Origin of the sequence: Microbacterium sp. NPDC056052, from assembly GCF_042266785.1 — a bacterium.
In the GTDB taxonomy this organism is placed as follows: domain Bacteria; phylum Actinomycetota; class Actinomycetes; order Actinomycetales; family Microbacteriaceae; genus Microbacterium.
This window is the reverse complement of sequence record NZ_JBHJWV010000001.1, coordinates 599,019-617,924: the sequence shown is the minus strand read 5'-3', so window position 1 is coordinate 617,924 and position 18,906 is coordinate 599,019. Positions and strand designations below refer to the sequence as shown.

Sequence of the window (18,906 nt, the reverse complement as noted above, 5' to 3'; positions counted from 1 at the left end):
TGCCCGTGCACGGGCAGTCATGGTGCTGCGTGGACGCGAGCGCGAAGAATCGCGGTGGCGGCCGTGGAGAGGGCCTTCTGGGCGACGGCGGGGTCGTCGAGATAGGAGCTCACAGCGACGCCATCGCGAAGGATCATGAATTCGGCCGCGGCGTCCGCGAGTTCGGCGTCGGGTACGCCGTGCGACCGCAGGAAGCGCTCGAAGCTCTCGGCCAGCCATCGGCGATGCCGTGCGACGATGACGCGGACAGGGTGGGCGGGGTCCGAATACTCCGCGGCCGCGTTGATGAACGGACAGCCTCTGTAGCCTGCTCCGTCGCCGGCGGCGACCGCATCGAGCGCCGGCCGCATCCCGTGCGTCGGGTCGGCCGCAGCGGCGTCGATGAGTCGGGACAGGATGTCGCGTTCCTGAGCAGCGCGCTGCTCGAGGTAGGCGATCATCAACAGCTCCTTCGACGGGAAATGGCGATAGAAGGTCACCTTCGTGATCCCCACCCGCTCCGCGATCTTCTCCGCACTCACTGCCCGGAACCCCTGCGCATAGAAGAGCTCGTTCGCCGCATCCAGGATGCGCTCCCGCATCCCGCGTGCGGGGGCTGCGGGAGCTTCTGCGACCGGGGTCGTCATGTCGTCGTGTTCCTTTGAGTTCGTCGGGGCGCTTACGAGCGTACTCGCGTCGATATAGAGTTACCAGTAAGTCTACATCGACGAAAGGTCGGACATGAGCGAGGAACTGAACGACATTCGATTGACCACGCTCGACGGGAGGCCGGCGCGGCTCGGCGACTACGCTCCTGTCAAGCTCATCGTGAATGTCGCATCGCGCTGCGGCCTGGCCCCGCAGTACGAGCAGTTGGAACAGCTGCAGAGGACCTATGGGGACCGGGGATTCACGGTGCTGGGCTTCCCGAGCAATCAGTTCCTGCAGGAGCTCAGCGACGCGGAGAAGATCGCGGAATACTGCTCGACGACGTGGGGCGTCACCTTCCCGATGTTCGAGAAGGTCCGTGTGAACGGACGGTCGGCGCACCCGCTGTACCGCGAACTGACCAAGAACCCGGATGCCACGGGGAAAGCCGGCAACGTCAAATGGAACTTCGAGAAGTTCCTGCTGACCCCGGATGGGGCGGTGCATCGTTTTCGGCCGACGACATTGCCGGACGCCCCCGAGATCACGTCGCTCATCGAGGAATCGCTCCCGGCCTGACGCTGCGGGCCCCGTCCGGGGAACCGCCGGTGCATGCCAGGAGCGACGGGCGGGTTCTTGTCGGCGCGCGGGCCTCGATTCGGCGCAGGTCGGCTCCGCGCTCAGGACGAGGTCGGAGTCTCGAGCCGGGCGAGTTCGGCCCGCGCCCAGAGGTGCGTGACGAGGCGGGAGTCCGGCGTGGTGAGATCCAGGGCGGTCCGCGCGCGGAGTTTGGTCAGCCGAAGTCGCACTGTGTTCGGGTGGATCCGAAGGGCGCGAGCAGCCGCGGGGATGTCGCCCTCCGCGTCGAGCCATGCGTTCAGAGTGCGAAGCAGATCGCGCTCCTGAACGGTCGGCTCGGTGGAGAGCTCGATCGGCGGCGCCGGCACCCACGGGAGCAGCGCCGTCATCGCGTGACCCACAGCGAGAGCGGGCCATACGTCGTCATAGGAGACGATGCCCGTATGCCCCGCGCGGAGGACGTGCACGGCGTCGCTCACACTGGTCGGGAGCCCCTCTGGTTCCGCGACGGCCCGTCCTGCGGCGACGGTGACGCCATCCGCGGGCAGGGTCCGGGAGACGATCGCGCGGAGCCAGTCCCACCCTCCTGCGTGCGACCCCGCACCCAGCACGGCGATCGCGGCCCCTTCCGCAATCGCGATGACAGGCTCGGCCCAGCCGTTGCGGCGCAGGAGGGCGGTCCACAGCGCCACCTCGTCACCGAGGGTCTCCTCGTCCTCGCGAACGTCCGCAGCGGGGCCGGTGCCGTTGCGGAGGGCTACGGCGCGCCACGGGAGCGCGGGAAGCGCCATCCCGGCAAGAGAAGCGCGACCCGAAGGCGGATCCCCGCGAAGAAGCGCCTTGACGCTCGCGGCGTGATGTTCCCGCGCGCCTTGTTCCTGCATGCGCCATCGCAGAAGCGTCAGGGCTGCCGCGTGGGTGAGCGTCTTCAACGCAGCCGAGAGCTCGTCGTCCGGAAGGGAGTCCCGCATCACCCAGACCGAGCCGAGAGTCTCCACACCGACTCGCAGAGGGATGACCAGACGCGGCCGGGTCTCTCCGAGTGAGGTCTCGGTGACGAACGGTCCGGTGCCGGCCATGATCCGGCGGAGCGCGCCGTTCGTGCGGAAGAAGCTGATGAAGTCGTCCGGTACGCGGCGGCTCAGGATCGTGGACATGCGGACCGCGTCGAGTTCTCCACCCTCTGAGGAGAAGGCGAGCACACGGGATCCGATGTCCTCGATGGTCACCGCAGCGCCCAGGAGCGCGGCGATCGCGTCGGCAAGGGCGAACAGGCTCTCGCCGGGAGCGCGATCGCTGCGCGAGGACGGCAGGGCGATGCGTTCTCGGAGCACGGCGGCGAGCTCGTCCCAGGCCAGCGAAGGCACACGCTCGGCGAGAAGCAGCCCGCATTCCGATGCGACATCGCGAACGCGATCCTGCGCCGGCGGATCGAGGACAAGGCCCACGGCGCCCTGGCGGGAGGCTGTCCGCAGCGCCGCGCACCGTTCGGCCTCGCCGATGACACCGGGGGCGAGCACGATCCGCCCGGGGGATATCGGCGCACCGTCCCAGAACGAGAGTCCGCGCACGGCGGCGTCACGGCCGGGTACCAGCATCGTGATCGCAGATCCGTGCACGTTCGCGAGCACCTCCCGCAAGGTCAGCGCGGGCTGTTCCTCTCTCATCAGGACTCCTTCCGCGCGGACAGGGAGGCCGCGAGCGCGACTCGTGGGCAGTGGCCAATGCGAACAGCCTTGGATATGCGCACTGTGCTGATCGAACAGTACGCAGCTATCGAGATCGCAGCAAGCTTGCTTCCATGAGCAATCCTCCTGGTGGTATCTCAGCCACGCCAGACCGTGTCGCCGTCGTCGGCGCCGGCATGATCGGCCTCTCCACCGCGTGGTTCCTGCAGGAGCGCGGCATCGACGTGACGGTGATCGAGCGCGGCAGGGCCGGCGCGGCTGCGTCGTGGGGCAATGCCGGCTGGCTCACTCCGGCGCTGGCCGGTCCGCTGCCGGAGCCGGCGGTGCTGCGCTATGCGTTGCGCACTGCGCTCAGACCCGCATCGCCGATCTACGTGCCGCCGACCGCGATCCCGCACCTCGCAGGCTTCCTGTTGCGGTTCGCCCGCAACAGCACCCCTGCGCGCTGGGAGCGGTCGATGGCGGCGCTCGCAGGTCTCAACGCCGGTGCGCTGGAGGCGTTCGGCCTGCTGGAGGCGGGCGGGGTCACGAGCGGGACGCACGAGGCCGATCCCTTCCTCGCCGCGTACCGCAGCGAGGCCGAGGCGGCGCCGCTCCGCGCGGAGATCGAGGCGGTCAGCCGTGTGACCGGACGCGGCGAACCCGAGTACGAGCTGATCGACGGCGATCGTGCTCGCGAGCTCGTTCCCGCGCTCTCCATCGAGGTCGGTGCTGCGGTGCGGATTCACGGGCAGCGCTTCATCGACCCCACGGTGTTCGTCGCCAGGTTGCGTGACGCCGTCATCGCTCGCGGCGGACGGATCAGGGAGAACACCGAGGTGACGGCCATCGAGGAGAGGGCGTCCGGGATTTCGATCCTGGACGAGCAGTACGACGCCGTCGTTCTCGCCACGGGGGCGTGGCTCGGCGAACGGGCCCGGGAGTGGGGGGTGCGTCGCCAGGTGGTCGCCGGTCGCGGATACAGCTTCATGATCCCGGCGGTCGCCGGGGTGTCCGCCCCGCTGTACTTCCCGGCTCAGCGGGTCGCCTGCACGCCGAGGGAGGGAGGCCTGCGCGTCGCGGGCATGATGGAGTTCCGCGCGGCGGATGCACCGCTGGATCCCCGTCGCATCCGAGCGATCTCCGACGCGGTCCGTCCGCTTCTCCGCACGGACGGCCCTGGCGCTGCGGATCTCGACGCGACGACCGAGCAATGGGTGGGCTCGAGGCCGTGCACCGCCGACGGGCTGCCGATCATCGGTCGCACCCGCAGCGCGAGGGTGTTCGCGGCCGGCGGGCACGGTATGTGGGGCATGGTCTTCGGGCCGGTCACCGGAAGGCTGCTCGCTGAACGGATCGCAACGGGACGGCCTGTTCCCGAACTCGACCCCTTCGACCCGCGCCGCTGACGGATCCCGGCACCGGGCTCCGACCATTCGTCCAGGAAGAACCATGACGCAGAGACGCGCGGTCGACGGCGAGAGCGTTCGGGGGCGTGACGGAGACGTGTCCCGACGAGGAATCTCCTGAGGAGATGCCCGCTCAAGAAGGCGCCTTCGGGAGTCCCCGCGCCGGCGACGCGCATCCTGAATGCGCTCAGCCGCCGATCGCGCGCGCGACCGCGGCGGCCTGGTGCCGATGTCCGAGCGTTTCGTATCCGACGATCACGACCACCGGCGAGAGCACGGTCACAGCGATGCCGACGGCGAGGCTCGCGCCGGACGCGACGACTGCCACCGCGGCGGCGAGCGCGGCCATAGCCCCCACGAACAACCAGAAATGCAGGAGATCGATCTGCCGAAGCAGCACCGAGTACAGCACGAACAGGCCCACGGTGAAGATCGCCACCGGGATGACCAGAGTGAGCAATGCGGCGGTCGGGTCGATCGTATGCTCGCTGCCGGTACCGCCAGAACCCTCGGCGATCACGCTCGCAGCAACATGCAGTCCTGCCCCGGCGGCGGCGATCGAGGCGAAATGGACCATATGACCGTAGCCCCAGGTGAACCCGCGCTCGCGATGGCTCGCCAACACTTCGCCGGATGGCATCGTGAAGTACAGCCACCAGAGCGCGAAGGCGAGGGCTGTGCCGCCGAACGCGACCACGCCGGCCTCCCAGGACCAGCCCTGGCTCTCCACCACGGCCGAGATCGCGAGGACCGTGCCGAGCACGACCTCGCCGAGGGCGATGATCACCAGCAGGCTGTACCGCTCGGCGACATGATGCGGGTGCCAGGGGGTGCCTTCGCCCCTGCGCTCGGCGATCATCGGAGTGAGCAGTTCGAAGGCTCCGGCGATCAGCACGAGCACCGCCGTCACGAGGAGGGGCGGAGCGACGAAGATCAGCGCGACCCAGTAGATCTGGGCGATCGCGATCATCACCGCATACGTCCGCGCAGAACGCCGGTATCGCGGATCGTCGTGTGCGATGCGCAGCCAGAGACTGATGGTCGAGACCCGCATCACCACATATCCCGCCACCACGACAGCGTTGTCGATGTGCGCGCCGGCATCGACCGAGTGGAAGAGCGCGGGCATCCCGAGTGCCATGATCAGCACGCCCATCATCTGCACGAGGGTGGCGATGCGGAACAGGATGTCGTCGTTGTCGAATGCGGACGCGAGCCAGGTGTAGTTGATCCACGCCCAGCAGATGGCGAACATGGCGAACGCGAACGCGCCGATCGCGGCCCCGAAATGACCGAGCTCCAGCAGATGCGCCATCTGCGAGCCGGCCTGGCTGAATGCGACGACGAGGGTCAGGTCGTACAGAAGCTCGAGGGGGCTGGCTGCCCGGTGCGGTTCATGCGGATCGCGCCCGAGCATGCGGCGGATGCGGTGCTCGCGGCCGGTCGGTGCCGTTGTAGTCATGCGAGTAGCCTAGATGGGACCCTGGATGGAGAGTTTCTGTGCCTGAGAACGCGCCTGTGAGCGCGGAACCGCGTGACGGTTTCGCCTTGTTCCCCGACCGTTCCGTTGTCGCGATGCGTGTCAACGGCGAGCTCAAGGATCTGGCGACGCCGGTTTCCGAGACAGACCAGGCCGAGGCGATCACCATCGACAGCCCCGAGGGCCTCGCGATCCTGCGTCACTCCACGGCCCACGTGCTGGCACAGGCCGTGCAGCGCATCAAGCCGCAGGCCAACCTCGGCATCGGCCCGCCGATCACCGACGGCTTCTACTACGACTTCGGCGTGGACACCCCGTTCACCCCGGAGGACGTCAAGGCGATCTCCAAGGAGATGCAGCGCATCCAGCGCGAGGGGCAGCGCTTCGTGCGCCGTGTCGTCAGCGACGAGGAGGCGCGCGCCGAGCTCGCCGATGAGCCGTTCAAGCTCGAGCTCATCGGTCTCAAGGGTCCGGGAGCGGACAAGACCGAGGGCGCCTCGGTCGAGGTCGGCGAGGGCGAGCTGACCATCTACGACAACGTCGCCAAGGACGGCGAGGTCGTCTGGAAGGACCTCTGCCGCGGTCCGCACCTGCCCAGTACCCGCATGATCGGCAACGGCTGGGACCTGACACGCATCGCTGCGGCCTATTGGCGCGGATCCGAGAAGAACCCCCAGCTGCAGCGCATCTACGGCACGGCCTGGCCGACGAAGGACGAGCTGCGCGCGTACCAGCAGCGCCTCGAAGAGGCCGCCAAGCGCGACCACCGTCGCCTGGGCAAGGAACTCGATCTCTTCTCCTTCCCCGATGAGATCGGATCCGGTCTGTCGGTCTGGCACCCCCGCGGCGGTATCATCCGCGGCGAGATGGAGCAGCACGCGCGCCGCCGGCACATCGCCGCAGGGTACAACTACGTGTACACGCCGCACATCTCCAAGGAGGACCTGTTCCTCACGTCCAACCACCTCGTCACCTACCGCGACGGCATGTTCCCGCCGATCCGGATGGATGAGGAGCGCGACGAGGACGGACACGTCACGAAGCAGGGCCAGGACTACTACCTGAAGCCCATGAACTGCCCGATGCACATCCTCATCTACAAGGAGCGGGCACGGAGCTACCGCGACCTGCCCTTGCGCTTCGCGGAGAACGGCACGGTCTACCGCAACGAGCTCTCCGGCGCCCTGCACGGGCTCACCCGAGTGCGGGGCTTCACCCAGGACGACTCCCACCTGTTCGTGACGCCGGAGCAGCTGGAGACCGAGGTCACCAAGGTCCTGGAGTTCATCCTCTCGATGCTGCGCGACTTCGGGCTCAACGACTTCGAGCTCGAGCTCTCGATGCGCGACGACGAGAAGGACAAGTGGATCGGATCCGACGAGTTCTGGGACTACTCGACGAATGCGCTCCGCAACGTCGCGCTGGCCTCCGGGCTCAAGCTCACCGAGGTTCCGGGCGAGGCGGCCTTCTACGGTCCGAAGATCGACCTGAAGACCACCGACGCGATCGGCCGCGTGTGGCAGCTGTCCACGGTGCAGGTCGACCCGAACCTGCCGGAGCGGTTCGGACTCGAGTTCACCGACAAGGACGGGCAGAAGAAGCGCCCGATCATGATCCATCGCGCGCTTTTCGGCTCGATCGAGCGGTTCTTCGCGATCCTGCTCGAGCACTACGCGGGCGACTTCCCGCTGTGGCTCTCGCCGGTTCAGGTCATGGGGATCCCCGTGGCGGACGAGTTCGCGGACTACCTCGATGACGCCGTCGCGGCGCTCCGCGAGGCCGGCGTCCGTGCGGAGGTCGACCACTCCGACGAGCGCATGCAGAAGAAGATCCGCAATCACACCACGGGAAAGGTCCCGCTCATCCTGATCGCGGGGGAGCAGGACCGGGCCGCCGGCACCGTGTCGTTCCGCTTCCGCGACGGCACGCAGGAGAACGGCGTACCCCTCGCGGAGGCCGTGGACCGCGTGCGTCGGGCGATCGAGAGCCACGTGCTGATCCAGACGGCGGGCGACCTGGCATGACCCTCGACGGGGGCGCCGGCCAGGACGCGCGGCTGGAAGACGCCGCGCATCTGGCCGGCGTCCCCGACGAGTTCCAGCGCCTCTGGGTGCCGCACCGGATGACGTACATCCAGGCGGGCCCGGAGCCGCTGCGCGAGGAGTGCCCGTTCTGCGAGGCGCCGAAGCATCCCGACGAGGAGCGGCTGATCGTCGCTCGGGGGCACACGGCGTACGTCCTGCTGAACCTGTTCCCGTACAACTCCGGCCACCTGCTGGTGTGCCCGTACCGCCATGTCGCGACGTACGACGAGGCGACGGCGGAGGAGGTCGCCGAGATCGGCGCGCTCACGCAGACTGCGATGCGCGTGCTCAAGGCGACCTCGCGGTGCGACGGATTCAACATCGGCATGAACCAGGGCGCCGTCGCCGGCGCCGGGGTGGATGCGCATCTGCACCAGCACGTCGTGCCGCGCTGGAACAGCGACGCGAACTTCTTCCCGATCATCGCGAAGACGAAGGCACTGCCGCAGCTGCTCGGCGACGTGCGCAATACCGTCGCGGCGGCCTGGCCCGCCTGATCGGCTCCCGGAGGGCGCGCGCAACGCGGCCCTGACGTGCGAAAGCCCGGCCGACGTCCGCGTCGGCCGGGCTTTCGGCTGTCGGGGAGCTCAGCGCACCTGTCGGGCCTCGAACTGCCGCGGCGGGTTGGCGTACGCCTCCTGCGCCGGGATGAGCTGCAGCTCGCGTTCGCCAGACTCGAGGGTGAGTGCGAGCAGCTCGAACACGCTCGACACGGTCAGCTCCAGGGCCGCCTTCGCATCCCCCGTGCGCAGGTAGTGCGCCGTGAAGAGAGCGGCGGTGACGTCTCCGGATCCGTTCGCCTTCATCGGCAGGTGCGGCGTGGCGACCAGCCAGGCGCCTTTGTCGTCCACGGCGAGCATCTCGATCGTGCCCTCTTCGCGGTCGGGCCTCTCGACGCTGGTCACGAGCACCGTGTTCGGGCCCATCGCGCGCGCGACGTCGACCGAGGCCAGTGTCGACTCGAGCGTGTCAGGCTCTGTGTCCGTGAGGAAGCCCAGCTCGAACTGGTTCGGGGTGATGATGTCCGCGACGGGCACGACCTTGTCGCGCAGCAGCACGGGGATCGCGGGGGCGACGAAGCACCCCGACGCGGCGTTGCCCATCACGGGGTCGCACGCGTACACCGCGTTCGGGTTGGCGGCCTTGACCCTGGCCACGGCGTCGACGATCACGTCGCCGATGCCTTCGCCGCCCTGATAGCCGCTCAGCACCGCGTCGACCTCGCCGAGCACGCCGCGCTCCTCGATGCCCGTGATGACCTCCCGCACATCGCCGGGGGCGATCAGCGGGCCGCGCCAGGCGCCGTAACCGGTGTGATTGGAGAAGTTCACCGTGTAGACGGGGAGCACCTCGACGCCGATGCGCTGCAGCGGGAACACCGCCGCGGAGTTGCCGACATGGCCGTACGCGACGGCGGACTGGATGGAGAGCACCTTCAGCATCCCTCGATCCTCTCATTGGAGAGGAGGCGCCGTTGCCACTGTCTGCACGGTGACGGATTGCGTCGCAGACAGCGTATGATCTGTCCTATGACAGAACTTGTACCCGAATCGACCACCGGAACCGGTCGCGTCAAGCGCGGCCTCGCCGAGATGCTCAAGGGCGGCGTCATCATGGACGTCGTCACTCCGGAGCAGGCGAAGATCGCCGAGGATGCCGGCGCCGTCGCCGTCATGGCACTTGAGCGGGTGCCCGCCGACATCCGCGCACAGGGCGGTGTGTCGCGCATGAGCGATCCCGACATGATCGACGGCATCATCTCCGCCGTGTCGATCCCGGTCATGGCCAAGGCGCGCATCGGCCATTTCGTCGAGGCCCAGGTCCTGCAGGAGCTCGGTGTCGACTACATCGACGAGTCCGAGGTGCTCTCGCCCGCCGACTACGTCAACCACATCGACAAGTGGGGCTTCACCGTGCCCTTCGTCTGCGGCGCGACCAACCTGGGTGAGGCACTGCGCCGCATCACCGAGGGCGCGGCGATGATCCGTTCGAAGGGCGAGGCCGGCACCGGCGACGTCTCCGAGGCGATGAAGCACATCCGCACGATCCGCGGCGAGATCGCACGCCTGACGACGCTCCCCAAGGACGAGCTCTACGTCGCCGCCAAGGAGCTGCAGGCGCCGTACGAGCTGGTCGCCGAGGTCGCCGCGAAGGGCGCACTTCCGGTCGTCATGTTCGTGGCCGGGGGAGTCGCGACTCCCGCCGACGCCGCCATGATGATGCAGCTCGGCGCCGACGGCGTGTTCGTCGGATCCGGTATCTTCAAGTCGGGCGACCCGGCTGCGCGCGCCGCCGCGATCGTCAAGGCGACCGCCGCCTATGACGACGCCGCCGTGATCGCCCAGGTCTCCCGCGGGCTCGGCGAGGCCATGGTCGGCATCAACGTGTCCGACCTGCCCGCACCGCACCGTCTTGCGGAGCGCGGCTGGTGACAGCACCCGTGCGGATCGCCGTGCTCGCGCTGCAGGGCGATGTGCGCGAACATGCCGCGATCCTCACCTCGCTCGGGGCGGAGGCGGTTCCCGTCCGCCGCCCCGAGCAGTTGGACGGGCTGGACGGGCTGGTGATCCCCGGCGGGGAATCGAGCGTGATCGACAAGCTGTCCCGGATCTTCGGTGTGCGCGAGCCGCTGCGCGCCCTCATCGCGAACGGCCTGCCCGTGTACGGCACGTGCGCGGGGCTGATCCTGCTCGCGGACGAGATCGAAGGGGCGATCGACGGCCAGCTCACCTTCGGCGGGCTCGACGTCACCGTCGCCCGCAATGCGTTCGGCGGGCAGGTGGAGTCTTTCGAGACCGAGCTCACGGTCGCCGGGATCGACGAACCGGTGGACGCGACGTTCATCCGGGCGCCGCTCATCACTCGGGTCGGCCCCAGGGCGACGCCGATCGCGGCGCTGCCCGACGGCGGAGTCGTCGCCGTGCAGCAGGGCAACCTGCTCGGCACGAGCTTCCACCCGGAGATGAACGGCGAGACGCGGCTGCACGCCCGATTCCTGGAGCTGGTCGCAGCGCGGCGGTCCGCCGTCGCGGCCTGAAGGAACTCGACGCGCACACGGAGTGCAGGGGCGCGCCGCCGACGGTCGCGCCTCCGTTGCTATCGTGGCGCGCATGCGTATGCCCATCGGATCCGCCACCATGAGCCAGAGCGGCGGGAACGCCGTTCTCGTCGGTCGACGCGGCGAGGGGTGGACGTCGGTCGGCCCCGAAGGCCGATCGCTCGAGGACGCGCTCGTGGTGCTCGAGGACGAGCTTGGCGGATTGCTTCCTGAGGGCGCGACGAGATCCGACGCGCCGGATGCACCGCGATTCCGTGCCGGCGAGTGCATCCTCTGGCGATACAGCCGTCAGGTCGAGACGGCTCGCGTCGTCCGCGATGACGACCGTGGACTGGTTACGTGGATCCCGTCCGGTTCCGCGCGGCTGCAGTCTGCGCCGGTGGGAATGCGGCATACCCGCGAAATCCCTCTCGCCCGTCGCTTCAACGCCCCTTGGATCATGCGCGAGTCCACGTGGACGGGGCCGGGCGTCGTCCGTGTGGCACCGCGGGGTAAGCCGTGGTCGGTCTGGTTCTTCCGCACCACCGAAGGCGCGCCTGCAGGCGTGTACGTGAACCTCGAGCTTCCTCATCGACGGGCGTCAGGCGAGGGGGGAACCAGCACGGTCTTCTCCCGAGATCTCATTCTCGACCTGTGGCTCGACGCCGAACATCCCGGCTCGGAGGATGTTTGGCTCAAAGACGCCGATGAACTGGCGGCCGCGGTGGAACAAGGGCGGTTCACGAGCGAGCAGGCCGACGCCGTGCGCTCACTCGCCGACGCGGCGGCACAGGAGTTCGTCGTGGCAGGTTCCTGGCCGCTCGATGAGGACTGGGCCCACTGGCGTCCCGACGCGGCCCTCGATGAGCCACTCGATCTGCCCGCGCACACCGGCATCGACGAGCTTCGCGGCTGGACCGGAACGGGTTCGTCGGTGCCCCGAGCGCGGATCTTCTAGAATGGACGATGCCCTGGCGGGATGGACCGCGGGGCTGATACGAGCGGGAGACATATGTCCGGGCATTCCAAGTGGGCCACGACCAAGCACAAGAAGGCCGTCATCGACTCGCGCCGTGCGAAGTCGTGGGCCAAGCTCATCAAGAACATCGAGGTCGCCGCGAAGCTCGGCGGTGCCGATCTCGCGGGCAACCCGACGCTCTTCGATGCTGTGCTCAAGGCCAAGAAGACCTCTGTCCCGAAGGACAACATCGATCGCGCCATCAAGCGCGGCGCCGGCATCGGTGGAGAGTCGGTCGAGTACTCCTCGATCATGTACGAGGGCTACGGCGCCCACGGTGTCGCGCTCATGATCGAGTGTCTGACCGACAACAAGAACCGTGCTGCGGCCGAGGTGCGTACGGCGCTCAGCCGCAACGGCGGAACGCTCGCCGATCCCGGCAGCGTCGCCTACAACTTCACCCGCAAGGGCGTCATCGTCGTCGAGGGCGAGAACACCACAGAGGACGACGTCATGATGGCGGCGCTCGAGGCCGGCGCGGAGGAGATCGAGCCGCACGCGCAGGGGTTCGAGATCATCACCGACGCCTCCGACCTGGTGGCGGTCCGCACCGCGCTGCAGGAAGCGGGCATCGAGTACGAGTCGGCTGATGTCGAGTTCGTCCCGAACCTCAAGGTCGAGATCGACGCCGAGGCGGCGCGCAAGATCTTCCGCCTGATCGACGCGCTCGAGGACAGCGACGACGTGCAGAACGTCTACGCCAACTTCGATCTCACGGCCGAGGTCCAGGCCGAGCTCGAGAACGACGAGTAAGCAGCAAGAGAACCCTCGATGGCCGCGCCGGAGATCGTCCCGTACGATCCGGCGTGGCCATCGTTCGCTTCCCGCTGGATCCTGCGGATCCGCGACGCCTTCGTGCAGTCCGGAATCCCTGCGACGGAGTTCGCGCACATCGGCTCGACCGCGGTACCGGGGCTGGCGGCCAAGCCGTATCTGGACCTCCAGGTCCTCGTGCCCGCGATCCCCGAGGAAGGCGTGGTCGGTTCGGCGCTCGGTCCGCTCATGATCGAGAGGGCGCGCGGATCCCGGCCCGATTCTCCAGGAGTCGACGTCGACATTCCGCGCCCCGGTTCCGATCCGCGCCACCACGAGAAGCTGCTCTACTTCCGAGAGCTCGACCGGAACGGATCCTTGCGAGGGCTCATCCTGCACATCCGCCGCGCCGACTCGCCGTTCGCCGACTTCGTGGTCTCCTTCCGTGACTGGCTGCGTGCGGTTCCTGCGGCCAGAGCGGAGTACGAGGAACTGAAGCGGCACCTCGCGGAGGAGAACGCCGGCGCGGCCGACTACGACGACTACACCAGGGCCAAGAGCGCGTTCATGGATCGCGCGCAGTCGGCGATGGGCTGGCCGCGCGCCTCGGCGCCGCGCGGCGCAACCGCGCCTAGCCTGGAGGGATGACGGGAGTACGGCGGGTTCTGGGCATCGACCCCGGCCTCACGCGCTGCGGCGTCGGCGTCGTCGACGTCGATCCGATGCGCCGCGGCACGCTCGTGCACGTCGGTGTGATCCGCACGCCGCCGGACGCTCCGATCGGGGAGCGGCTTGCGGCGGTCGCGGCGGGGATCCGCGCGGTGATCGCGGAGCACGAACCGGATGCGGTGGCCGTGGAGCGCGTCTTCGCCCAGCAGAACACGCACACCGTCATGGGGACGGCGCAGGCCAGTGGCGTCGCGCTGCTCATCGCCGCCGAGCACGGGCTCCCCGCAGCCACGCACACGCCGAGCGAGGTCAAGGCGGCGGTGACCGGCTACGGCTCCGCGGACAAGAAGCAGGTGCAGGCGATGATCGCGCGCATCCTGCGGCTCGACGCACCGCCGCAGCCCGCCGACGCGGCCGACGCCCTCGCGATCGCGCTGTGCCACGCGTGGCGCGGGTCGGGAGTGGCCGGTGGAGCGGGCGGAAGCGAGGCGCAGACTCCGGCGCAGAAGGCCTGGGCCGACGCAGAGCGTGTCGCTCGAACATACATACGAGCACGTGCGTAGACTGCTTTCATGATCTCCTCCCTGCGTGGCACCGTGCTGTCCGCGACCACGGATTCCGTCATCGTCGAGGTCGGAGGAGTCGGCTTCTCTGTCGCCGTGCCCGGTGACGTCGCGCACACCGCCCGGGTCGGGCAGGAACTGCGTCTGCACACGTCGCTGATCGTGCGCGAGGACGCCCTGTCGCTCTACGGTTTCGCTGATGCCGCCGAACTCGAGGTCTTCGGGCACCTGATCTCCGTCACGGGGGTGGGGCCGAAGTCCGCACTGGGCGTGCTCTCGCACCTCTCCGTCGATCAGATCGCCACCGCCGTCGCGGCGGACGACGATGCGCCGTTCCGCCGCGTCTCCGGGATCGGGCCGAAGACGGCCAAGCTCATCGTGGTCCAGCTCACGGGCAAGCTGCACGCTCCGGCTGCGGCGCCCTCGGCGGCATCGATCCCCGACGAGATCAGCACCCAGCTGATCGCGGCGCTCATCGGACTCGGCTGGTCCGAGCGCGTCGCCGCCGAAGCCGCCGAGCGGAGCACCACCGAGGCGAGCGAGACCGAACGCGGATCCGTCGCGCTCCTGCTGCGCCGCACCCTCGCGACTCTCGGACCGGCCCAGGGCGGAGCCGCCCGTGGTTGAGTTCCACGATTCCGGCGAGGCCATCGATGAGGTCGAGCTCGCGATCGAGGGGGCGCTGCGTCCGACGAGCCTGAGCGAGTTCGTCGGTCAGCACAAGGTGCGCGGACAGATGAAGCTGCTGCTCGAAGCGGCGAGGATCCAGGACCGCCCTGCCGACCACATCCTGCTGTCCGGCCCTCCGGGACTCGGCAAGACGACGCTGGCGATGATCGTCGCACACGAGAGCGGGCGGCCGCTGCGCATGTCGAGCGGCCCCGCTATCCAGCACGCCGGCGACCTCGCCGCGCTACTGTCGAGCCTGACCCCGGGGGAGGTGCTGTTCATCGACGAGATCCACCGGATGGCGCGTTCTGCGGAAGAGATGCTGTACCTCGCGATGGAGGACTTCCGCATCGACATCATGGTCGGCAAGGGCGCCGGGGCGACGAGCATCCCGCTCGAGCTCGCCCCTTTCACGCTCGTGGGCGCCACGACGCGCTCGGGACTGCTGCCGAATCCGCTGCGGGACCGCTTCGGCTTCACCGCGCATCTGGAGTACTACGAAGCGGACGAGCTCGAGCGGGTCGTCGAGCGCTCCGCCATCGTCCTCGGGGTCGGCGTGCCGGCCGTGGCGCGCGCGGAGATCGGGCGGCGTTCGCGCGGCACCCCTCGCATCGCCAACCGCCTGCTCCGGCGCGTGCGCGACTACGCGCTCGTGCACGGCGGAGGATCTTCGGCCTCCGTCGAGGACGTGAAAGCGGCCCTGGAGCTCTACGACGTCGACCGGATCGGCCTGGATCGCCTGGACCGCGCGGTGCTGGATGCGATCGTCCGCCGCTTCCGCGGGGGCCCTGTGGGCCTCAGCACCCTCGCCGTCTCGGTGGGCGAGGAGGCGGACACGATCGAAAGCGTCGTAGAGCCGTATCTCGTGCGGATCGGCTTCCTTGGCCGCACGCCCCGGGGGCGCGTCGCGATGCCCGAGGCGTACGCGCATCTCGGTGTCGCGCACCCCGAGGGGGCCGCGTTGTTCGATGACCTATAATCGCTGGAGACTTCGACTGTCCCCACCCTTCTGCGCTCCCACCGCCGGCGCGCGCCCCGAAAGGCACCTCTTCGCATGAATCTCGCGACCTTCTTCTCGCAGTACGGTCTGTTCTTCGTCCTGGCCATCCTGCTCGTCTTCATGGTGTTCTCCACCCGTCGGCGCAACAAGCGCATGAAGGAGGAGCAGGAGAAGAAGGCCACCGAGACCGTCCCCGGCGCCAAGGTGCTGCTCCAGGGCGGCCTCTACGGCACGATCGTCGAGTTCGACCCCGAGAACCTGGACCGTCCCGCGCGCGTCGAGATCGCGCCCGGCGTGGTCATCGAGGTGCACTCGCAGGCGATCCTGCGCATCGTCAACGACGAGCAGAACGCGCCCGCCGTCGAGGACACGCACACGCCGCTCGACGAGCAGACCCCGCTGGATGCGCAGACGCCGCTCGATGAGCGCGCCAAGGACATCCGCATCGAGTCGGCCGAGGAGACCCGCGCGCGCCTGGAGCGCGAAGCCGACGACAAGAACTGACGCGGTCCGCGCTCGGCGCACGACCGTCCCTCCGGACAGACCGTCCCCCTCAGAAAGCGAAGAACCTTCGTGGCATCGTCTTCTCCCGTCAAGCACGCCTGGCGGGTCCTGCTCGGCCTGCTCATCGCCATCGGCGTGCTGTTCGGCCTGAACGCGCTCGGCGTGTACGGCTTCGGCAAGAGCTCCTGGGAGCCTCAGCTGGCTCTGGACCTGCAGGGCGGCACGCAGATCATCCTCAGCGCGCAGACCGCTGACGGCAAGGATCCGAACGCCGAGCAGCTCACTCAGGCGGCGCAGATCATCCGTCAGCGCGTGGACGCGTCGGGAGTCGGGGAGTCCGACATCACCACCGAGGGCGGCCGCAACATCGTCGTCCAGATCGCCGGCAAGGCGGACGAGGCCACGCGCAACCGGATCCAGGCGAGCGCCAAGATGGAGCTGCGCGCCGTCCTGGCGGCCACGGCCCCGTCGACGTCCTTCGTGGGCGACGACGGCAAGTCGACGCCGTACCCCACGCCGGCGCCGGACCTCGCGTCCACGCCGTCGCCGTCGCCGACCGACGGCAGCGACATGTCCTGGGCGACGCCGAAGCTGCAGGCGGAGTTCCTCTCGTACGACTGCACGACCAAGCGCGATGCCGCCAAGCTGCCGGCGGATCAGCCGCTCATCGCCTGCGACAGCAGCGGCCAGGCCAAGTACCTGCTCGGTCCCGTGGAGCTGGACGGCACGTCGATCAAGGACGCGACCGCCGGCCTGAACCAGCAGAACGCGCAGTGGGAGGTGAACCTGACCTTCGACGGCAAGGGCACCGACGCGTTCGGCAAGGTCAGCCAGCGCCTCTACGCCTTCACCCAGCAGAACCAGACGCCGCGCAACCAGTTCGCCTTCGTGCTGGACGGGTCCGTCATCTCCGCGCCGACCATGAACGGCGTGATCCTCGACGGACGTCCCTCCATCAGCGGATCGTTCACGCAGGAGACGGCCAAGAGCCTCGCCGACCAGCTCAAGTTCGGTGCGCTGCCGCTGAGCTTCACCGTGCAGAGCTCTGACACCATCTCGGCGACGCTCGGATCCCAGCAGCTGCAGATCGGCCTCATCGCCGGGCTCATCGGCCTCGGCCTCGTCGCCGTCTACTCGCTGCTCAGCTACCGCGCGCTCGGTTTCGTGATCATCGCGTCGATCGCGGTGATGGCCGTCATCACCTACGTGCTCATCTGCATCCTGGGCTGGCGGATGGGCTTCCGCCTCTCCCTCGCCGGCGTCGCCGGCCTGATCGTGTCGATCGGATTCACGGCCGACTCGTTCATCGTCTACTTCGAACGAATAAGGGACGAGCTGCGCGACGGCAAGTCCATCACCGGGGCGGTGGAGGACGGCTGGAGCCGTGCCAAGCGCACGATCTACATCTCCAAGTCGATCAACATCCTCGCCGCCGTGGTGCTGTACATCCTCGCCGACGCGACCGTGAAGGGCTTCGCGTTCACGCTGGGTCTGACCACCATCATCGACGTGCTGATCTTCGTGGTGTTCACGCACCCGGTGATGCAGATCCTCGCCCGTACGCGCTTCTTCGGCAGCGGCCACCCGCTGTCGGGCATGGACCCCGAGGCGCTCGGCGCCGTCTACCGCGGTCGCACCGAGTACCGTGCGGTGGCCCCTGCATCCCAGGGCAAGGCGGCCCGCGCCGGCCGCTCCCGCGGTGAGGCGGAGCGGCGCCAGACCATCGCCGAACGAAAGCGCGCGGAGTCCCTCGCCTCCGCGGACCAGGGCGCGAGCCGGAACGGAGAGAACGACTGATGCGCTCCATGAACGAGCTCGGCAACGACCTCTACTCCGGCAAGACCTCCTTCCCCTTCGTCGGCAGGCGGCGGGTCTGGTTCATCATCGCGATCCTGCTCGTGGTGGGATCGGCCCTCGTGCCGCTGTTCCGTCCGGTGCAGTTCTCGATCGAGTTCACCGGCGGCTCGCAGTTCACCGTCGAGGCCCCAGCCGATCGCAACCAGGACACGGCGACGACCGCCGTGCGCTCGGTGCTGCCCAACGTCACCACCAAGGTGACCACCGTCAACAACCGCGACATCCGCGTGCAGACGGCCCAGCTCAAGGACGAGCAGCAGAGCCACGATGTGGCCGCCGCTCTCGCGAAGGCCTACGGCGTGGCGGACGACAAGGTGAACACGTCGTTCATCGGCCCGAGCTGGGGAGAGGGCGTGACCCGGCAGTCGCTGTGGGGCCTCGCGATCTTCCTCGCGCTGACCTTCCTCATCCTCGCCATCTACTTCCGCACCTGGAAGATGTCGGCGGCCTCGATCCTCGGCCTCCTCGACGTGCTCGTGATCACGGTCGGCGTGTACGCCCTGGCGGGCTTCGAGATCTCCCCGGCGGCCGTCATCGGCTTCCTGACGATCCTCGCCTACTCGCTCTACGACACGACGGTCGTGTTCGACAAGATCCGGGAGAACACGAGCGAGGAGGGCACCAAGTCCTCCCGCACGTTCGGCGAAGCCGTGAACCTCGCGGTCAACCAGACCCTGATCCGGTCGATCAACACCGCCGTCATCGCGGCGCTGCCGGTCGGCGCGATCCTGTTCATCGGCGCCTTCTGGCTCGGGGCGCAGACGCTGACCGACATCTCCCTGTCGATCTTCGTGGGCATCATCGTCGCCGCGTACTCCACGCTGTTCGTCGCCGCGCCGCTGTACTCCCTCTTCCGGGAGAACGAGTCGGGGATCCGCGAGCACGACAAGCGCGTTCTCGCAGCGCGGGACCGCGCCACCGTCAGCGCGGTGGAGGTCTGACCCGCCGATGCGTCCTGCCGTTCCGGGCGCTTGTAGGATGATCTGCCGG

The 18,906-nt window shown here is 68.6% G+C and carries 19 protein-coding genes; 15 read left to right on the top strand and 4 right to left on the bottom strand.

Annotation, left to right across the window (positions count from 1 at the left end):
- Positions 1–17: 17 nt before the first annotated feature.
- Positions 18–626, bottom strand: a complete 609-nt coding sequence (locus ACFC1J_RS03015; protein ID WP_375902325.1) for a TetR/AcrR family transcriptional regulator — start codon at positions 624–626, stop codon at positions 18–20.
- 94 nt (positions 627–720) lie between these two features.
- On the opposite strand from ACFC1J_RS03015, the gene ACFC1J_RS03010 reads away from it, so the two are divergent.
- Positions 721–1,206: a glutathione peroxidase gene (locus ACFC1J_RS03010; RefSeq protein WP_375902323.1), complete on the top strand. Its 486-nt coding sequence runs from the start codon at positions 721–723 to the stop codon at positions 1,204–1,206.
- Between the two features lie 101 nt (positions 1,207–1,307).
- Here the strand turns inward: ACFC1J_RS03010 and ACFC1J_RS03005 are convergent, their stop codons facing one another.
- A complete protein-coding gene (locus ACFC1J_RS03005) occupies positions 1,308–2,873 on the bottom strand; it encodes a PucR family transcriptional regulator (RefSeq protein WP_375902322.1) in 1,566 nt (521 codons plus the stop codon).
- A gap of 50 nt (positions 2,874–2,923) precedes the next feature.
- Here ACFC1J_RS03005 and ACFC1J_RS03000 point away from each other — a divergent pair, with 50 nt between their 5' ends.
- Complete coding sequence (locus tag ACFC1J_RS03000; RefSeq protein ID WP_375902321.1) at positions 2,924–4,282, top strand: FAD-dependent oxidoreductase; 1,359 nt, start codon at positions 2,924–2,926, stop codon at positions 4,280–4,282.
- Positions 4,283–4,469: 187 nt separating this feature from the next.
- On the opposite strand, the gene ACFC1J_RS02995 is transcribed toward ACFC1J_RS03000, so the two are convergent.
- A complete protein-coding gene (locus ACFC1J_RS02995; RefSeq protein WP_375902319.1) occupies positions 4,470–5,744 on the bottom strand; it encodes a low temperature requirement protein A in 1,275 nt (424 codons plus the stop codon).
- A 113-nt stretch (positions 5,745–5,857) separates the two neighbouring features.
- Here ACFC1J_RS02995 and thrS point away from each other — a divergent pair, with 113 nt between their 5' ends.
- Positions 5,858–7,786, top strand: coding sequence for a threonine--tRNA ligase (gene thrS / locus ACFC1J_RS02990; RefSeq protein WP_375902317.1), 1,929 nt, complete (start codon positions 5,858–5,860; stop codon positions 7,784–7,786).
- A complete protein-coding gene (locus ACFC1J_RS02985; RefSeq protein ID WP_375902316.1) occupies positions 7,783–8,343 on the top strand; it encodes an HIT domain-containing protein in 561 nt (186 codons plus the stop codon). Before thrS ends, ACFC1J_RS02985 begins: the two co-directional genes overlap by 4 nt.
- 90 nt (positions 8,344–8,433) lie before the next feature.
- On the opposite strand, the gene pdxY is transcribed toward ACFC1J_RS02985, so the two are convergent.
- The gene (pdxY, locus tag ACFC1J_RS02980; protein WP_375902737.1) at positions 8,434–9,285 is read right to left on the bottom strand and encodes a pyridoxal kinase PdxY; all 852 of its coding nucleotides are present in this window, start codon (positions 9,283–9,285) and stop codon (positions 8,434–8,436) included.
- 90 nt (positions 9,286–9,375) lie between these two features.
- Between pdxY and pdxS the strand changes: the two genes are divergently transcribed.
- The 11 genes from pdxS to secF all read left to right on the top strand — a co-directional run bounded on the left by pdxS (position 9,376) and on the right by secF (position 18,857).
- The gene (pdxS, locus tag ACFC1J_RS02975) at positions 9,376–10,278 is read left to right on the top strand and encodes a pyridoxal 5'-phosphate synthase lyase subunit PdxS (protein WP_375902314.1); all 903 of its coding nucleotides are present in this window, start codon (positions 9,376–9,378) and stop codon (positions 10,276–10,278) included.
- Positions 10,275–10,883, top strand: a complete 609-nt coding sequence (pdxT, locus tag ACFC1J_RS02970; RefSeq protein ID WP_375902312.1) for a pyridoxal 5'-phosphate synthase glutaminase subunit PdxT — start codon at positions 10,275–10,277, stop codon at positions 10,881–10,883. The genes pdxS and pdxT overlap by 4 nt, the downstream gene beginning before the upstream one ends.
- Before the next feature lie 196 nt (positions 10,884–11,079).
- Positions 11,080–11,841: a DUF402 domain-containing protein gene (locus tag ACFC1J_RS02965; protein ID WP_375902310.1), complete on the top strand. Its 762-nt coding sequence runs from the start codon at positions 11,080–11,082 to the stop codon at positions 11,839–11,841.
- Positions 11,842–11,895: 54 nt separating this feature from the next.
- Positions 11,896–12,654: a YebC/PmpR family DNA-binding transcriptional regulator gene (locus tag ACFC1J_RS02960; RefSeq protein WP_045273045.1), complete on the top strand. Its 759-nt coding sequence runs from the start codon at positions 11,896–11,898 to the stop codon at positions 12,652–12,654.
- An 18-nt stretch (positions 12,655–12,672) separates the two neighbouring features.
- Positions 12,673–13,302 (top strand): GrpB family protein, encoded by a 630-nt coding sequence (locus ACFC1J_RS02955; protein WP_375902307.1) that lies wholly within the window; start codon positions 12,673–12,675, stop codon positions 13,300–13,302.
- The gene (ruvC, locus tag ACFC1J_RS02950; RefSeq protein WP_375902305.1) at positions 13,299–13,886 is read left to right on the top strand and encodes a crossover junction endodeoxyribonuclease RuvC; all 588 of its coding nucleotides are present in this window, start codon (positions 13,299–13,301) and stop codon (positions 13,884–13,886) included. The genes ACFC1J_RS02955 and ruvC overlap by 4 nt, the downstream gene beginning before the upstream one ends.
- Positions 13,887–13,895: 9 nt before the next feature.
- The gene (gene ruvA / locus ACFC1J_RS02945; RefSeq protein ID WP_375902303.1) at positions 13,896–14,513 is read left to right on the top strand and encodes a Holliday junction branch migration protein RuvA; all 618 of its coding nucleotides are present in this window, start codon (positions 13,896–13,898) and stop codon (positions 14,511–14,513) included.
- Positions 14,506–15,534 carry a Holliday junction branch migration DNA helicase RuvB gene (gene ruvB / locus ACFC1J_RS02940; protein ID WP_375902301.1) on the top strand — a complete coding sequence of 343 codons (1,029 nt, stop codon included), beginning with the start codon at positions 14,506–14,508 and terminating at the stop codon, positions 15,532–15,534. The genes ruvA and ruvB overlap by 8 nt, the downstream gene beginning before the upstream one ends.
- A 75-nt stretch (positions 15,535–15,609) precedes the next feature.
- Positions 15,610–16,059, top strand: coding sequence for a preprotein translocase subunit YajC (gene yajC, locus ACFC1J_RS02935; RefSeq protein ID WP_375902299.1), 450 nt, complete (start codon positions 15,610–15,612; stop codon positions 16,057–16,059).
- Between the two features lie 69 nt (positions 16,060–16,128).
- Complete coding sequence (secD, locus tag ACFC1J_RS02930) at positions 16,129–17,856, top strand: protein translocase subunit SecD (RefSeq protein ID WP_375902297.1); 1,728 nt, start codon at positions 16,129–16,131, stop codon at positions 17,854–17,856.
- Entirely contained in the window at positions 17,856–18,857 is a 1,002-nt protein-coding gene (gene secF, locus ACFC1J_RS02925) for a protein translocase subunit SecF (protein WP_375902295.1), read from the top strand. Before secD ends, secF begins: the two co-directional genes overlap by 1 nt.
- Positions 18,858–18,906 lie beyond the last annotated feature (49 nt).

Bases quoted from the DNA above. Each gene is read 5' to 3' on its own strand.
- ACFC1J_RS03015 (WP_375902325.1), bottom strand. From the start codon at position 626: ATGACGACCCCGGTCGCAGAAGCTCCCGCAGCCCCCGCACGCGGGATG.
- ACFC1J_RS03010 (WP_375902323.1), top strand. From the start codon at position 721: ATGAGCGAGGAACTGAACGACATTCGATTGACCACGCTCGACGGGAGG.
- ACFC1J_RS03005 (WP_375902322.1), bottom strand. From the start codon at position 2,873: ATGAGAGAGGAACAGCCCGCGCTGACCTTGCGGGAGGTGCTCGCGAAC.
- ACFC1J_RS02995 (WP_375902319.1), bottom strand. From the start codon at position 5,744: ATGACTACAACGGCACCGACCGGCCGCGAGCACCGCATCCGCCGCATG.
- thrS (WP_375902317.1), top strand. From the start codon at position 5,858: ATGCGTGTCAACGGCGAGCTCAAGGATCTGGCGACGCCGGTTTCCGAG.
- ACFC1J_RS02985 (WP_375902316.1), top strand. From the start codon at position 7,783: ATGACCCTCGACGGGGGCGCCGGCCAGGACGCGCGGCTGGAAGACGCC.
- pdxS (WP_375902314.1), top strand. From the start codon at position 9,376: ATGACAGAACTTGTACCCGAATCGACCACCGGAACCGGTCGCGTCAAG.
- ACFC1J_RS02960 (WP_045273045.1), top strand. From the start codon at position 11,896: ATGTCCGGGCATTCCAAGTGGGCCACGACCAAGCACAAGAAGGCCGTC.
- ACFC1J_RS02955 (WP_375902307.1), top strand. From the start codon at position 12,673: ATGGCCGCGCCGGAGATCGTCCCGTACGATCCGGCGTGGCCATCGTTC.
- ruvC (WP_375902305.1), top strand. From the start codon at position 13,299: ATGACGGGAGTACGGCGGGTTCTGGGCATCGACCCCGGCCTCACGCGC.
- ruvA (WP_375902303.1), top strand. From the start codon at position 13,896: ATGATCTCCTCCCTGCGTGGCACCGTGCTGTCCGCGACCACGGATTCC.
- yajC (WP_375902299.1), top strand. From the start codon at position 15,610: ATGAATCTCGCGACCTTCTTCTCGCAGTACGGTCTGTTCTTCGTCCTG.
- secF (WP_375902295.1), top strand. From the start codon at position 17,856: ATGCGCTCCATGAACGAGCTCGGCAACGACCTCTACTCCGGCAAGACC.